Source organism: Leucobacter tenebrionis, assembly GCF_019884725.1.
GTDB lineage: Bacteria > Actinomycetota > Actinomycetes > Actinomycetales > Microbacteriaceae > Leucobacter > Leucobacter tenebrionis.
The window spans coordinates 2818015-2833608 of record NZ_CP082322.1 but is presented as its reverse complement, the minus strand read 5'-3'; the positions used below and the strand labels follow the sequence as shown (position 1 = coordinate 2833608).

Here is a 15594-nt window from a genome sequence, read left to right as displayed (position 1 = left end):
CCGCGGGCCGACCGTGAACCCTGAGAAGGGCCATCCGCAGGACGAGGTTCGCCGAGCCCTCGCCGCGATCGATCGTGATGCCAGATCCCGCATCACGGCTACGATCGCGCGATGGTTCGGCGACCTCGACCTCGCCGAGGATGTCACACAGGACGCCCTCGCCCAGGCTCTGCGCAGCTGGTCGCATACGGGTGTACCGGCATCGCCGGAGGCGTGGCTCAAGACGACGGCCAAGCGGAAGGCACTCGATACGGTACGGCGCGAATCAGTGCTCGCGCAGAAGCTCGCACGGCTGCGCATCGAGGAGGATCGCTCGCCCGCACGAGAGGGGTTCGCCGACCCCGCTGAGGCGGCTTCCGAACAATCTCCGTCGCCGATACCCGACGATCGCCTCGAGCTCTTCTTCGCGTGCGCCCATCCGGTGCTCGGCCCCGCCGATCGCATCGCCCTCACTCTCCGATTCCTCGCGGGGCTCACCACCGCCGAGGTCGCGCACGCGCTGCTCCTGCCGGTCACCACCGTGCAGCAGCGCATCGTTCGCGCGAAGAAGCGCATCCGCACCCTCGGAGTGCCGTTCAAAGTCCCGGCCAGATCAGAACTCCCCGCACGGCTCGCCGAAGTCGAACGCGTGATCTACCTGCTCTACGCCGAGGGCTTCGCCCGTTCGAACGGTTCGGATCACGTGCGCGACGACCTCACCGCCGAGGCGATCAGGCTCGCGCGCGTGCTGCACGGTCTCATGCCGGGAGAGCCCGAGGTGACGGGGCTCCTCAGCCTGCTGCTCCTCACGGAGGCCAGACGGCCGGCCCGACTCGACGACGGAGGTCGCCCCGTCCCTCTCGCGCAGCAGGACCGCGGCCGGTGGGACCGCTCACGGGTCGAGGAGGGCATCGACCTCGCCGAGACCGCGGCACGCGCGGGACGAGCCGGCCCCTACGCGATCCAAGCGGCCATCGCCGCGGTGCACGCCGAAGCCGCCGACTTCGCAGCCACCGATTGGGCGCAGATCGCGGTGCTCTACGAGATGCTCGAGCGCTGCCAGCCCGGCCCGATCGTGCGACTCGGCCGAGCCGTCGCACTGGGACGGGCGCGCGGGTTCGCCACCGGGCTCGCCGCGTTGGAGTCCCTCGCAGAGGATCCAGTGCTGGCGTCCTTCCGTCCCTTCCACATCGCCCGCGCCGTCACGCTCGAGGAGGCCGGCGACCGCGTCGGCGCTGCGGCTGCCTACCGTCGCGCGCTCGAACTCCCCGGCAACGACGCGGAGCGGGACTACCTCGACTCGGCGCTCGCCGGACTCGAGTGAGTTGCGCGCCGGCGCGTCCGAGCGCGGGGCAACGCCCCGGAGACGGAGGTCAGCTCCAGCGGTCGGGATCCATGTCGCTGATGACGTGGCGGATCGTGCGCGAGTGCGAGCGCATCACGATGCTCTCGGCGCGCACGAACGGGCCGCGGCGTTGCACGCCGTCGACGAAGTCCGCGGAGGTGATGCCGGTCGCGACGAAGTAGCAGTTGTCGCTCGATACGAGATCGTTGGCCTCGAGCACGCGGTCGAGATCGTGACCGGCGTCGATCGCCTTCTGGCGCTCCTCGTCGTCCTTCGGCCACAGGCGGCCCTGGATCACGCCGCCCAGCGCCTTCACGGCGCAGGCGGTGATGATGCCCTCGGGGGTGCCGCCGATGCCGACGCAGAGGTCGATCCGCGAATCCCAGCGAGCGGCGTTCACACCGCCGGCGACATCGCCGTCCATGATCAGACGGGTGCCGGCACCGGCCTCGCGGATGTCGGAGATGAGCTGCTCGTGACGCGGGCGGTCGAGCACTGCCACGCGGATATCGGAGACGTCGACGCCCTTGGCACGGGCGAGCGCGCGGATGTTCTCGCCGATCGGACGGCGGATGTCGACCACGCCGACACCATCGGGGCCGCACACCAGCTTGTCCATGTAGAACACGGCCGAGGGATCGTACATGCTGCCGCGATCTGCCACCGCGATCACCGAGAGCGCGCCGGGGCGCCCCTCGGCGGTGAGCCTGGTGCCGTCGATCGGGTCGACGGCCACGTCGCACTCAGCGCCCTCGCCGTTGCCGACCTGCTCGCCGTTGTAGAGCCAGGGCGCATCGTCCTTCTCGCCCTCGCCGATCACCACGACGCCGTTCATGTTCACCGTCGACAGGAACCGTCGCATCGCATCGACCGCGGCGCCGTCGGCGGCGTTCTTATCGCCGCGCCCGATCCACGGAGTGGCGCGCATCGCAGCGGCCTCGGTAGCGCGCACGAGTTCCATGGCGAGGTTGCGATCGGGCTGCCATTCGCCCAGCGAAACAGGTTCAGTCATGCCCCCAGCCTACCGCGTAGACTGGTACAGCGGCATCGAGCCGACCCGTTACGACGCTAAGGAGCACACATGCCCGTTGCAACTCCGGAACAGTACGCAGCCATGCTCGACGCAGCCAAGACGGGCGGCTTCGCCTTCCCCGCGGTCAACGTATCGAGCTCGCAGACCCTCAACGCGGCTCTGCAGGGCTTCGCCGAAGCCGGGTCCGACGGCATTCTCCAGGTCAGCTTCGGCGGCGCCGACTACTTCGCCGGGCACACCGTCAAGAACCGCGCGGGCGGCGCCATCGCCTTCGCCAAGTACGCGGAAGAGGTCGCCAAGGCCTACGACGTGACCGTGGCGCTGCACACCGACCACTGCCCGCAGCAGCACCTCGAGAGCTTCGTGCTCCCGCTCGTCGCTGCGAGCGAGGAGCGGGTGGCGCAGGGCGGCCTCCCCTACTTCCAGTCGCACATGTGGGACGGATCGGCGATCCCGCTGAACGAGAACCTCGACATCGCCAAGGAGCTGCTGCCCCGGCTCGCGGCGATCGGCGTGATCCTCGAGGTCGAGATCGGCGTCGTCGGGGGCGAAGAAGACGGCATCAGCCACGAGATCAACGACCAGCTCTACACCACCATCGACGACGCGGTGGCGACGGTCGAGGCGCTCGGCCTCGGCGAGCAGGGCCGGTACCTCACCGCGCTCACCTTCGGCAACGTGCACGGCGTCTACAAGCCGGGCGGCGTCAAGCTGCGCCCCGAGCTGCTCGCCGAGATCCAGAGCGGCCTGCAGGCCAAGTACGGCACCGGCGAGAAGCCGCTCGACCTCGTCTTCCACGGCGGCTCGGGATCGTCGGCGGAGGAGATCGCCGAGGCGGTGCGCAACGGTGTCATCAAGATGAACATCGACACCGACACCCAGTACGCGTTCACCCGCCCCGTCGTCGACTACATGCTCAAGAACTACGACGGCGTGCTCAAGATCGACGGCGAGGTCGGCAACAAGAAGCAGTACGACCCGCGCGCCTGGGGCAAGGCGGCCGAGGCCGGCATGGCATCCCGCGTCGTGCTCGCCTCCGAACAGCTCGGCTCGGCCGGCAAGTCGGTGAGCGCGTAGTGGCGGATCCGCGCGACGAACGGCCCGCTCCCGCATTCGGCGAGTACGCCCCCGAGGGGTGGGAGTGGAAGCCCGAGGGATCAGAACCGACGGCCGCGGCTCCCGATGAGGCGGCCCGCCCCGGGGTTCCGCACAACCTCGGCGTCGCCCCCGCACCCGACGCGCAGCAGCAGGCCGCGCCCGCTCGGAAAGCGCCCTCTCGGAACGAGGCCGGCGATCCCGCGCCCTATCGCGCCGACCAACCCGCACCGAGCCGTAACCAGCCCCAGCAGCCTCGCTTCGCGGGCCCGCAGGATGCGCAGCGGCCGCGACGCACGGGCGATCTCGTGATCACCATCGCGCTGCTCGCGATCGGGGCCTTCGGCGCGCTCTACACCGCGCTCGTGCTGTTCTCGCTGCCGTCCACGCTCTCGCTCGTCGGCGACGCCCTCGGCCTCGCCGACTTCAGCGTGCCCGCGTGGATCAACACGTTCAGCACCGTCAGCGCGCTCGCCATGTTCGCGCTCTACGCCGTCGTGCTCATCTTCTCGATCCAGCGCATGCGCGCGGGGAAACTGGCCTTCTGGGTGCCGCTCTCGGCGGGTGCCCTGGCGCTGATCCTCACGTTCGTGCTCACCGCCGTCGCGATGATGAACGTACCCGACCTCACCCAGGCGGCGAACGATCCCGATGCCATGCAGAAACTGCTCGACTACATGAACTCGATGCAGCCGTAAGTTCGTTCCTCGGCGGCCGCGGGCCGAGCGCCCGGACGCGCAACTGAACCCAGTGCGCCCCGCCGCGGGCGCGTCAGCGCACGTGCACCTCGCGAAATGTGCGACGCGCAGCGTTGCACCGCGAGGTGAAAGCGCCGCACACGGCGGCGAATCGGCCCGCCGCGGGCGCGTCAGCGCACGTGCACCTCGCGAAATGTGCGACGCGCAGCGTTGCACCGCGAGGTGAAAGCGCCGCACACGGCGGCGAATCGGCTCCGCCGCGGGCGCGTCAGCGCACGCGGCCTCCCAGGGCCCGTTCGTCGCGGTTGCCCGAGGCGTCCTGCCGCAGCTCCTTGGGCAGCGAGAACACCAGGTCCTCCTCGGCGGTGACCGTCGCCTCGACGTCGGAGTAGCCGGCGTCGGCGAGGTCGTCGAGCAGTTCCTGCACGAGCACCTCGGGGACCGACGCACCGCTCGTCACGCCGATGGTGCGCACGCCGTCGAGCCACTCCTGCTTGACCTCGCTCGCGAAGTCGACGCGGTAGGCCGCCTTGGCGCCGTACTCGAGCGCGACCTCCTTGAGCCGCACGGAGTTCGAGGAGTTCGAGGAGCCGACCACGATCACGAGGTCGGCCTGCGGGGCGATCTGCTTGATGGCGACCTGCCGGTTCTGCGTGGCGTAGCAGATGTCATCGCTCGGCGGATCCTGCAGGTTCGGGAACTTCTCGCGCAGTCGGCGCACGGTCTCCATCGTCTCGTCGACCGAGAGCGTGGTCTGCGAGAGCCAGACGAGCTGATCGGGATCCTTCACCTCGAGGGTGTCGACGTCGTCGGGCGAATTGACGATCGTGATGTGATCGGGGGCCTCGCCGCTCGTGCCCTCGACCTCCTCGTGCCCGGTGTGGCCGATGAGCAGGATCTCCTTGTCCTGCTTCGCGAAGCGCACGGCCTCGCGGTGCACCTTGGTGACGAGCGGGCAGGTGGCGTCGATGGCGTGCAGGCCGCGATCCTCGGCCGCCTGCACGACCGCGGGAGACACACCGTGCGCGGAGAACACCACGTTCGCCCCCTCGGGCACCTCGTCGACCTCCTCCACGAAGATCGCCCCCATCTTCTCGAGCGTCTTCACCACGTGCACGTTGTGCACGATCTGCTTGCGCACGTAGACGGGAGCCCCGTAGCGGTCGAGCGCCTTCTCGACGGCGACGACGGCGCGATCCACGCCGGCGCAGTAACCGCGGGGAGCCGCGAGCAGCACCTTCTTCTCGCCGTCGACCGGCAGGTCTTTGAGGCGGCCGACCTCGCGCCTGAGACGCGGCATCGCGAGGCTCACGACCGGCGCGCCGATGGTGCGCGGATCCCGAGCCTGCGGGGCGGGGGCGGTCTGCTGGGCGGTGTCACTCATGGGGCCGATTCTACCGTTCGTTCCTGGGCCGGTCCCGGGGCGGTCTCGGACCGGTCTCGGACCGGAACCGGCCGGTCTCCGCGGCCGGAGGTCTCGAGGCCGCGACACCGGGCGCGGTCGGCGTCAGGGGCTCCGGCTAGGCTTGACCGCATGGCCGAAGCAGGATCCACCGCCCCCGCCACCCGCGACGCCCCCTGGCCCGTGGGGCTGATGAGCGAGAAGATCGCGGCGTGGATCGACCGTCTCGGGCAGGTCTGGGTCGAGGGCGAGATCACGCAGTGGCAGGTGCGGGGCGGGCACGTCTACGGCAAGCTGCGCGACCTCTCGCAGGATGCCACGGTGAGCTTCACGGTGTGGCGCTCGGTCGCGCAGCGCCTCACGAGCGAATTCGCGCAGGGCGACCGCGTGATCGCGCTCGTCAAGCCCAACTTCTGGGTGAAGGGCGGCTCGCTCACCGTGCAGGTGTTCGAGCTCTCGCACGTGGGGCTCGGCGAACTGCTCGAGCGGCTCGAGCGGCTGAGGCGTCAGCTGCAGCAGGAGGGCCTGTTCGACGTCGGCCGCAAGAGAGCTCTGCCGTTCCTCCCCGGCCTGATCGGGCTGGTCACGGGGCGCGACTCCGATGCCGAGAAAGACGTGATCCGCAACGCGACGCTGCGCTGGCCGGGGGTGCGCTTCAAGATCCATTACGCGGCGGTGCAGGGGGATCGCGCCGCGGCCGAGGTGGCCGCGGGCATCGAAGCGCTGGATCGCGATCCCGAGGTCGAGGTGATCGTCGTCGCGCGCGGCGGAGGCGACTTCCAGAACCTGCTGCCGTTCAGCGATGAGCGTGTGGTGCGTGCTGCGGCGAGCGCGAGCACCCCGCTCGTGAGCGCCATCGGGCACGAGGCGGATCGCCCGCTGCTCGACGAGGTCGCGGATCTGCGCGCCTCGACCCCCACCGATGCGGCGAAGCGGGTGGTGCCCGACGTCGGCGAGGAGCTCGCGGGGCTGGACCAGGCACGGGCCCGCATGAGCTCCCGGCTGGGGCAGATGCTCGCGCACGAGACCGACCGGGTGGCGCAGCTGCGGGATCGCCGGGTGCTCGCCCAGCCCGAGCGCATCGTCGACGAGCGCGCCGAGGAGCTGGTGCGCTGGGTGGCGCGCGGCACAGAGCTCGCGGAGCGGGCGGTGGAGGATCGCGCGCGTTCCCTCGTCGAGACCCGGGCCCGCCTGTCCGCGCTCTCCCCGCAGGCGACGCTGGAGCGGGGCTATGCGATCGCCCAGCTCGTCGGTCCGGACGGTGCCGCCGGTGACGTGCTGCGCGATCCCGCCGATGCGCCCGAGGGCACCGCGATCCGGCTCTCCCTCGCGGGCGGCCGTCTGGCCGCCACCTCGCGGGGTTCCGCCGCCTGACCGGCTGCCATTCGAGAAGAGGCGGAACTCCGCTCACATCCCGCGAATGCCATGCACGGCGTGCACATTGTCCACAGATCCGCTCTTGCCATCTTTTCGCCCGTTTCCTCCTCGTACGGTTCTTCACAGGAGGTGCCGCCGATGCCGACTGTGCTGAGATTCCTGGCTTACCGATTCTTCTTCTACAGCAACGAGGGAAGCGAACCCGTGCACGTGCATGTCGAACGCCAGAACTGCACCGCGAAGTTCTGGCTCCGGCCGGTAGAATTGGCGCACCGGCGCGGATTCAGCGCCGTCGAATTGAACCGCCTGAGCGACATCGTCAAACTGCATGAAGCCCAGATCGAGGAGGCCTGGCATGAGCACTTCAACACTTGACGCCGCCGCGGTCGATGTCGACGTCGATGAGAAGGAGTTGCGGGTGACGCTCCGCGACGGGCGAGCGATCATCGTGCCGATCTCCTGGTTCCCAAGGCTGAAGGCCGCGGATCCTGATGCGAGAGCCAAGTGGCGACTCATCGGAGACGGAGAAGGTATCCACTGGGTCGATCTCGATGAGGATCTCTCCGTGGCCGCGCTGCTGCGCGTCTCCTGACAGGCTCTCCCTCGCGGGCGGCCGTCTGGCCGCCACCTCGCGGGGTTCCTGATATCCCCGGGTTCGGCGTCCCCGCAGCGGAAGGTAAGCTTGGCACCATGGCAGAAACGGCAAGCCAGGATCCCGCTTCGCTCAGCTATGAGCAGGCGCGCGACGAACTCATCCAGGTGGTGTCAAGGCTCGAGCAGGGCGGCATCACCCTCGAAGAATCGCTGCAGCTCTGGGAGCGCGGCGAGGCGCTGGCCGCTCGCTGCGAGGAGTGGCTCCTCGGTGCCAGGCAGCGGCTCGAGGCCGCCCGCCAGGGCGCCGGCGCCGAGCCGACCGAGCCCGGAGCGGGCGAGTAAGCGTGGCGAGGAAGCAGAAGGCCCCGGCCGTCGTCGCCGAACTCGGTCGGCCCGAGACGCCCGCCGAAACCGCAGCCCGCAAGGCCAACGACAGTCGCCTGTACCGGCAGCGCAAGACCGTCAACAACCTCGTCTTCTCGCTCATCGTGAGCCTCGGCCTGATGCTGGTCATCGTGCTCATGGCCCCCGGGCTCATCGGCGGCAAGAGCACCTTCGAGGATCACTCGGTCGACGTCGCCGCGCTCGCAGCGGAGGCGGCTCCCAGCGCGGGCCGCACGCTGGTCGCCCCGGCGGCGCCCGACGCGTGGAAGGCGAAGAGCGCCGGCCTGCGCCAGCGCGACGGCGTCGTCTCCTGGCAGATCGATTACACCACCGTCGACGAGACCACCGGACACGAGGCCTACGCCGCCGTCGTGCAGGCGTTCACTCCCGACGGGGCGCCGGTCGACGAGAAGTGGATCTCGCAGGCTCTCGAGCAGCAGTCGCCCACGGGCGCCGAGCAGATCGGCGGCATCGACTGGGTCGTCTACGATCACCCCGACCGGGACCCCGATTCGAGCAACATGGTGTTCGGGCTGCAGGGCGAGTGGCAGGGCGACACCATCCTCGTCTACGGCACCGATACTCCCGCCACCCTCCGCGTGCTGGCGGCTGACGTCGCCGCATCGCTCACCACCCCGAAGGAGCAATGATGACAGCACCTCGCGTCACCCCGCAGCAGGCCTGGGACGAACTGATCGCGGGCAATGAGAGATTCGTGTCGGGCCGGTCGGCGCACCCCAATCAGGATGTCGAGCGGCGCACCGAGCTCGCCAATTCCCAGACCCCGGACGTCGCCCTCTTCGGCTGCGCCGACTCCCGCATGGCCGCCGAGATCATCTTCGACCGAGGCCTCGGCGATCTCTTCATCGCGCGCAACATGGGCCACGTGGTCGCCGAATCGATCACGGCGTCGATGGAGTACGCGGTCACAGCCCTCGGTTCGGCGCTCATCGTGGTGCTCGCTCACGACTCCTGCGGGGCGGTCGCCGCGGCGATCGATCAGACGAGCCGGCAGCCCTCTCAGGTCACCGAGTCCGTGCGCAACACGCTGGCGCCGATCCAGCCCTCCGTGCAGCAGCTGTGGTTGCGCGAGCAGACCGACACCCCCTATGCCGACGCGAGCAGGCTCGACGCGAACGCCGTGGGCCGTCTCCACCTGACCGCCACCGTCAACGAGCTGCTGCGCTCCTCGCGCGCCATCAGCGACGCGGTCGATGCCGGGCGGCTCGCGATCGTCGGGTGCCAGTACCGCCTCACAGAGGGACGCGCCGTGCCCTACACGGTGGTCGGCCCGGTCGACCTCGAACTCGCCCCGATCAACTGACGCCTTCACCCGTCAGACACTCCCAGTCCGCCATCCTGCGGCCGCGAAGCGGATCGCAGGATCCACCTCCAGCCATCTAGATCCTGCGGCTCCGCGCAGGATGACGAAGAGAAAAGGAATGCAGTGACCGAAGAAATCGAGTACCGCGTCGAGCACGACACCATGGGCGAGGTGCGCGTCCCCAAGAACGCGCTCTATGCAGCGCAGACGCAGCGCGCCGTGGAGAACTTCCCGATCTCGGGCAAGGGCCTCGAGCCGGCCCAGATCGTCGCGCTCGCGCGCATCAAGCGCGCCGCGGCGATCGCGAACAAGGAGCTCGGCATCCTCGAGGCCGGTATCGCAGACGCGATCGTCGCCGCTGCCGACGAGATCATCGGCGGCGCCCACCACGACCAGTTCCCGGTCGACACCTACCAGACCGGTTCGGGCACCTCCTCGAACATGAACATGAACGAGGTGCTCGCGACCCTCGCGACGAAGCACCTGGGCGCTCCCGTGCATCCGAACGATCACGTCAATGCCTCGCAGTCGTCGAACGACGTCTTCCCCACCTCGGTGCACATCGCCGTCACGGGCGCCCTCATCGAGCAGCTGAAGCCCGCCCTCGAGCACCTCGCGGAGGCGTTCGAGGAGAAGGCCGAGCAGTGGAAGACGGCCGTGAAGTCGGGCCGCACCCACCTCATGGACGCCACCCCCGTCACCCTCGGCCAGGAGTTCGGCGGCTTCGCCGCGCAGATCCGCTACGGTATCGAACGCGTCGAGGCGGCCCTCCCCCGCGTCGCCGAGGTGCCCCAGGGCGGCACCGCCGTCGGCACCGGCATCAACACGCCGCTCGGCTTCCCCGAGAAGGTCATCGCCGAGATCGCTGCCTCGAGCGGCCTGCCGATCACCGAGGCCCGCAACCACTTCGAGGCGCAGGCCAACCGCGACGGCCTGGTGGAGGCCTCGGGCGCACTGCGCACCATCGCCGTATCGCTCACGAAGATCAACAACGACATCCGCTGGATGGGTTCGGGCCCCAACACCGGTCTCGCCGAGCTGCACATCCCCGACCTGCAGCCGGGCTCCTCGATCATGCCCGGCAAGGTGAATCCCGTCGTGCCCGAGGCCGTGCTCATGGTGTGCGCGCGCGTGATCGGCAACGACGCGACCATCGCGTGGGCCGGCGCCTCGGGCGCCTTCGAGCTCAACGTGCAGATCCCGGTCATGGGCACCGCGCTGCTCGAGTCGATCCGCCTGCTCTCGAACGCCTCGCGCGTGCTCGCCGATAAGACCGTCAAGGGTCTCGAGGCAAACCTCGACCGCGCAGCCGCGCTCGCCGGCATGAGCCCGTCGACCGTCACCCCGCTCAACCGCCTCATCGGCTACGAGGCCGCCGCGAAGATCGCGAAGCACTCGGTCGCCAAGGGCATCACGGTGCGCGAGGCCGTCATCGACCTCGGTTACGTGGAGCGCGGCGAGGTCTCGGAGGCCGACCTCGACAAGGCCCTCGACCTGCTGTCGATGACCCACCCCGGCGTCGCCAAGTGACGACCGCGGCGTAGCCGCAGCCGTCGCTTTCCGCACCATCGGATCGAGACGGCCCATTCCTACCGAGCCGGCCTGTGATTCGCGCGAATCGCAGGCCGGCTCGGTACTTCGAGGCCGACTCGCGCGCTCGCGCGGGATGACGGAGCAGCTCGCGCACAACCTCTAAACTCGCGCGTATGGAATCACCGATCCTGAGCTACCTTCGCGGCGTGCACACCGACCTGAGCCGGCTGCGCGACGGGATCCCGTACCTCATCGGCCCCTCCGACACCGCGATCGATCCCGACGACTTCGGCATCGCCCTCGCCACGGTCGACGGCTACGTCTACGAGGTCGGCACCACCTCGAAGCAGTTCTCGCTGCAGTCGCTCTCGAAGCCGCTGAGCTACGGTCTCGCCCTCACCGAGCTGGGCAGCGAGGCCGTCGACGCGAAGGTGGACGTCGAGCCGTCGGGCGATCCGTTCCACGAGTTCTCGCTCAGCGAGTCGACGGGTCGGCCCGCCAACGCGATGATCAACGCGGGCGCGCTCGCGGTCTCGTCGCTCATCAAGGGCTCCGGCGGCAGATCCGCCATCAAGCGCATCGAGGATCACTACTCGCTGTACGCGGGGCGCCAGCTGCGCAGCAACGGCCGCGTCTACCGCGCCGAGCGAGCGCACAGCGACCGCAACCACGGCCTCTCTTATCTGCTGAGCTCGGCCGGCGTCATCGACGGCGATCCTACGCGGGCGCTCGAGACCTACCTTCGCCAGTGCTCGGTGCAGGTGACGTGCCGCGATCTCGCAGTCATGGCGGCGACCCTCGCCAACGGCGGCACGAACCCGGTCACGGGCGTGGAGGCGCTGAGCCTCGACGCCGTGGAGCGAGTGCTGTCGGTCATGCTCACCTCGGGGATGTACGACGACGCGGGCGACTGGGTGGTGCGCGTCGGCATGCCAGCGAAGTCTGGTGTGGGCGGCGGGATCATCGCGGTGCTGCCCGGCCAGGCCGGCCTCGCGGTCTTCTCCCCGCCGCTCGACCAGCACGGCAACAGCGTGCGAGGCGTCGCGGCGTGCCGGCGGATCTCGCACGACATGGAGATGCACTTCGTGCGATCGGCCCGCGTGGGCCAGTCGGCGATCCGCTCGAACGAGTCCGTCGACCGCGAGCCTTCGAGCGTCAGGCGCACCGAGGAGGCGGTCGGCACGCTGGCCGAGCACGGGCACCGCGCGCGGGTCGTGAGCCTCGCCGGTGACCTCTACTTCGCCGGCACCGAGTCGGTGATGCGCGAGCTCAGCGGACTCGACGATGAGGTCGAGAGCGTCGTGATCGACGTCAGCGGCGTCGACGAGGCGAGTCACCTTGCGACCGAGATGTTCACCCGCGTGCGCGAGCGCTTCGAGACCGAGGGCAGGCGCATCCTGCTCGTCGACCCCGACCACGTGCTCGAAGCGGTGTTCCCGGCGGACGACGCCGCGCGATTCGAGTCGACGGACGAGGCGATCGCCCGCTGCGAGGAAGCGTTGCTCGATCGTTACGGAGCGCCCGGGTCCTCGCCTGAGGAGGTGCCCGTCATCGCGTCTCCCGCGCTCTCGATGCTCGATCCCGCCGACATCCGCGCCATCGCCTCGCTCATGGATCGCCGCACCTTCACCGACGGTGAGATCGTGCGTCGCGTCGGCCAGCGGTTCGGCGGCGTGTTCTTCATCCTCTCGGGATCCATCGACATCATCGGATCGGACCTCGACGGCAACAGGGTCAAGGTGAGCACGCTGAGCGCGGGCATGACCTTCGGCGATCTCGCGCTCGGCGACGACGATCGCCAGGAGACCACGGCGAAGGCCGACGGGCCGGTCGAGCTCATGGTGCTCGGGGCGGACGCGATCGAGGCTCTCGAGACCTCCGATCCGCGTCTGGCGGTGCAGCTCTGGCGCGCGCTCGCGAGAGATGCGTACTTCAGGATGGACGTCTCGGGAAGCGCGCAAACACCCCGTTCTCGCGACTGACCCGGGTCCCTCGATGTGACTACTCCGGCTGTTTCTCCTATTCTGGGAAGCGGCTGCCGGAACGCAGCCGCATGCGAACCACGTCCGATATAGCCATAGGAGTATGCGATCGATTTCGTCGAATTCCTCGTCAAGCGCAGTGACGACATGCTCGAGATGGGCATCGGGCATGCCGCTGTCGTCGGGGTGTCGGTAATCCTCGCTTCCGTCATCGGGATCGCCCTCGGCTTCGCCACCTACCGCAACGAGCGGGCTCGGAACTTCGTGCTCTCGCTCACCGGTGCCATGCTGACGATCCCGTCGTTCGCGCTGTTCATCCTGCTGCTCGGACCGCTCGGGCTCGGTCCGCGCCCGGTGGTCGTGGCGCTCACGATGTACGGCCTCATGCCGATCATCCGCAACACGGTCGCGGGTCTCCAGAGCGTTCCCGCCGCCGTCATCGAGTCGGCTCGCGGCGTCGGCCTGAACCGCTGGCAGCGCCTGTTCCGCATCGAACTGCCGCTCGCGTGGCCGGTCATCATCACGGGCATCCGCGTGACCACGCTCACGCTGCTGAGCATCGCCGCGATCGGCGCCATCGTCAACGGCCCCGGCTACGGCGAGTTCATCTTCACCGGTCTGGCCCGCGTGGGCACCCCCGTCGCGGTCAACCTCGTACTGGCGGGAACGCTCGGGGTCGTCGTACTCGCGATCCTGTTCGACGTGCTCTTCTACGTCGTGCGCCGCCTCACAACGTCAAAAGGAATCCGATGAGCGAGAACACCGAGAACAACACTCAGAGCGGCGGCGACGATGTGATGATCCGTCTCGAGGGCATCACCAAGCGCTACCCGGGTCAGCAGCGAGACGCCGTCCAGCGACTGGATCTCGACATCCGCCGCGGCGAGATCGTCGTCTTCGTCGGCCCCTCGGGCTGCGGCAAGACGACCACGATGAAGATGATCAACCGCATCATCGAACCGACCGAGGGCAGGATCCTGCTCGACGGCGAGGACGTCACGAAGAGCGATCCGGATCAGCTGCGCCGCCGCATCGGCTATGTGATCCAGCAGATCGGCCTCTTCCCGCACATGACGATCGGCGACAACATCGCGACCGTACCGCGGCTGCTGGGCTGGAAGAAGGATCGGATCCGCGCCCGCGTGGACGAACTACTCACCATGGTGGGCATGCCGCCGGAGGAGTACCGGGATCGCTACCCCAAGCAGCTCTCGGGCGGTCAGCAGCAGCGCATCGGCGTCGCCCGCGCGCTCGGCGCCGATCCCGATGTGCTGCTCATGGACGAGCCCTTCGGCGCGATCGACCCGATCACCCGCGACCGCCTGCAGAACGAGCTGCTGCGGCTCCAGGCCGAGATGCACAAGACGATCGTGTTCGTCACCCACGACATCGACGAGGCGATCAAGCTCGGCGACCGGATCGCGATCCTGCAAGAGGGGTCGCGCATCGCCCAGTACGACACCCCCGAGCAGATCCTCACCTCCCCGGCGAACGACTTCGTGGTCGACTTCGTGGGCCGCGGCGCATCGCTCAAGCGTCTGAACCTCACCAGGGTCTCGGAGATCTCACTGCGCGAGTGGCCCACCATCGGGCAGGACACGCCCGTCGAGCGGGCGCTCGAGACGCTGCGCGCGGTGCCTGAGAGCGCACTGCTCGTGCTCGACGATGCCGGCCACCCGCACCGCTGGGTCACGGGCCGCGATCTGCGGCGCGCGACAGCTGCCTCCGTCGCGGGGCTCGGGGTCTCGGCCGAGCAGACCGTCTCGCCGCGCGCCACGCTCGCCGATGTGCTCAATGAGCTCATCACGGCGCGCTACAGCGCGATCGCGGTGACCGATAACGAGGGACGCTACCAGGGCGTCGCCGACTTCGAGCAGATCCACGATGCGATCCGCGAGATGCGCAACGCCGCGGTCGAGGATCTCCGCTCGGATCTGCAGAGCGGTTCCCTGGAGGCCGTGCGCCCGGGCGAGCCCGCGCAGCCCTCCGATCCCGAACCGCGGAGCGCGCGATGAGCACCGCGATCGCGACACCCGATCTCGCCCCGGCGACGGCCGCGCCGCGCCCGGAGCGCCGCAGCTGGACGCGGTATCTCACGATGCCGCTCGTGCTCGCGGCGGTGTGCCTCGCACTCTTCCTCTACGTGTCGAGTCAGGATCTCGACACGATCGAGGCCCGCGCACTCGCCCCCTCGCGGCTGTCCTCCGCGCTCTGGCAGCACATCCTGCTCGCCGCGGTATCGACGTTCTTCACGCTCCTCATCGCGGTGCCGCTCGGCGTGCTGCTCAGCCGTCGTTTCACGCGTTCGTTCAGGCCCTACCTGATCACGCTGCTCACGCTGGGTCAGGCCGTGCCGACCATCGCGATCCTCGTGCTGCTCGCGGTCGCGTTCCTGTTCATCGGGTTCGAGGCGGCGATCGTCGGCCTCGTGCTGTACGCGATCGTGCCCGTGCTGCTCAACACCATCGTCGGCCTCGAGCAGGTCGACCGCTCGGTGCTCGAGGCGGGTCGCGGCATGGGCATGTCGCGGCTCACGGTACTGCGCCGGATCGAGCTCCCGCTCGCGGTGCCCGTGATCCTCGCCGGTGTGCGCACGGCCCTCGTCATCAACGTCGGCACCGCGACGCTCGCGACCTACATCAACGCGGGCGGTCTCGGCGACATCATCGTCGCGGGGCTCTCGACCAACCGCGTGATCGTGCAGATCACGGGTGCCGTGATCACCGCGGTGCTCGCGCTCGCGGTCGACTACATCTCGGGCATCATCGAAGACCTGCTCACGCCGCGCGGCCTCTGAGTCCGAGCAGACGCGCTCCGGTGCGGCGCGCATCGCCCGATCACCTCGAGC

16 protein-coding genes are annotated in these 15594 nt (G+C 69.2%); 14 read left to right on the top strand and 2 right to left on the bottom strand.

Annotated features, from left to right (window positions below; genetic code table 11):
• Positions 1–13: 13 nt before the first annotated feature.
• Positions 14–1303 carry an RNA polymerase sigma factor gene (locus KVY00_RS13030; protein WP_223043303.1) on the top strand — a complete coding sequence of 430 codons (1290 nt, stop codon included), beginning with the start codon at positions 14–16 and terminating at the stop codon, positions 1301–1303.
• A gap of 49 nt (positions 1304–1352) precedes the next feature.
• Here KVY00_RS13030 and glpX read toward each other — a convergent pair whose 3' ends face one another.
• Complete coding sequence (glpX, locus tag KVY00_RS13025; RefSeq protein ID WP_223043302.1) at positions 1353–2336, bottom strand: class II fructose-bisphosphatase; 984 nt, start codon at positions 2334–2336, stop codon at positions 1353–1355.
• 69 nt (positions 2337–2405) lie between these two features.
• On the opposite strand from glpX, the gene fbaA reads away from it, so the two are divergent.
• Both fbaA and KVY00_RS13015 read left to right on the top strand, forming a co-directional pair.
• Positions 2406–3434 (top strand): class II fructose-bisphosphate aldolase, encoded by a 1029-nt coding sequence (fbaA, locus tag KVY00_RS13020; RefSeq protein ID WP_223043301.1) that lies wholly within the window; start codon positions 2406–2408, stop codon positions 3432–3434.
• Positions 3434–4150, top strand: a complete 717-nt coding sequence (locus KVY00_RS13015; protein WP_223043300.1) for a DUF6264 family protein — start codon at positions 3434–3436, stop codon at positions 4148–4150. Before fbaA ends, KVY00_RS13015 begins: the two co-directional genes overlap by 1 nt.
• A 268-nt stretch (positions 4151–4418) precedes the next feature.
• Here KVY00_RS13015 and KVY00_RS13010 read toward each other — a convergent pair whose 3' ends face one another.
• Positions 4419–5450 carry a 4-hydroxy-3-methylbut-2-enyl diphosphate reductase gene (locus KVY00_RS13010; RefSeq protein WP_223045322.1) on the bottom strand — a complete coding sequence of 344 codons (1032 nt, stop codon included), beginning with the start codon at positions 5448–5450 and terminating at the stop codon, positions 4419–4421.
• 234 nt (positions 5451–5684) lie between these two features.
• Here KVY00_RS13010 and xseA point away from each other — a divergent pair, with 234 nt between their 5' ends.
• From xseA to KVY00_RS12955, 11 genes are all read left to right on the top strand, one after another.
• On the top strand, positions 5685–6926 hold the full coding sequence (gene xseA, locus KVY00_RS13005) for an exodeoxyribonuclease VII large subunit (protein ID WP_223043299.1): 1242 nt from the start codon (positions 5685–5687) through the stop codon (positions 6924–6926).
• A 141-nt stretch (positions 6927–7067) separates the two neighbouring features.
• Positions 7068–7304 (top strand): DUF4160 domain-containing protein, encoded by a 237-nt coding sequence (locus tag KVY00_RS13000; RefSeq protein ID WP_255572646.1) that lies wholly within the window; start codon positions 7068–7070, stop codon positions 7302–7304.
• Entirely contained in the window at positions 7285–7521 is a 237-nt protein-coding gene (locus tag KVY00_RS12995; RefSeq protein WP_223043298.1) for a DUF2442 domain-containing protein, read from the top strand. Before KVY00_RS13000 ends, KVY00_RS12995 begins: the two co-directional genes overlap by 20 nt.
• A 98-nt stretch (positions 7522–7619) precedes the next feature.
• Entirely contained in the window at positions 7620–7865 is a 246-nt protein-coding gene (locus tag KVY00_RS12990) for an exodeoxyribonuclease VII small subunit (RefSeq protein WP_223043297.1), read from the top strand.
• A 2-nt stretch (positions 7866–7867) separates the two neighbouring features.
• The gene (locus KVY00_RS12985) at positions 7868–8557 is read left to right on the top strand and encodes a DUF4245 family protein (protein WP_223043296.1); all 690 of its coding nucleotides are present in this window, start codon (positions 7868–7870) and stop codon (positions 8555–8557) included.
• Positions 8557–9231 carry a carbonic anhydrase gene (locus tag KVY00_RS12980; RefSeq protein WP_223043295.1) on the top strand — a complete coding sequence of 225 codons (675 nt, stop codon included), beginning with the start codon at positions 8557–8559 and terminating at the stop codon, positions 9229–9231. Before KVY00_RS12985 ends, KVY00_RS12980 begins: the two co-directional genes overlap by 1 nt.
• A 123-nt stretch (positions 9232–9354) precedes the next feature.
• Entirely contained in the window at positions 9355–10761 is a 1407-nt protein-coding gene (locus tag KVY00_RS12975; protein ID WP_223043294.1) for a class II fumarate hydratase, read from the top strand.
• 176 nt (positions 10762–10937) lie between these two features.
• Positions 10938–12746, top strand: coding sequence for a glutaminase A (gene glsA, locus KVY00_RS12970; RefSeq protein ID WP_223043293.1), 1809 nt, complete (start codon positions 10938–10940; stop codon positions 12744–12746).
• Between the two features lie 147 nt (positions 12747–12893).
• Positions 12894–13499, top strand: coding sequence for an ABC transporter permease (locus KVY00_RS12965; protein WP_255572645.1), 606 nt, complete (start codon positions 12894–12896; stop codon positions 13497–13499).
• Entirely contained in the window at positions 13496–14761 is a 1266-nt protein-coding gene (locus KVY00_RS12960; RefSeq protein ID WP_223043292.1) for a betaine/proline/choline family ABC transporter ATP-binding protein, read from the top strand. The genes KVY00_RS12965 and KVY00_RS12960 overlap by 4 nt, the downstream gene beginning before the upstream one ends.
• Positions 14758–15543, top strand: coding sequence for an ABC transporter permease (locus KVY00_RS12955; protein ID WP_223043291.1), 786 nt, complete (start codon positions 14758–14760; stop codon positions 15541–15543). The genes KVY00_RS12960 and KVY00_RS12955 overlap by 4 nt, the downstream gene beginning before the upstream one ends.
• Positions 15544–15594 lie beyond the last annotated feature (51 nt).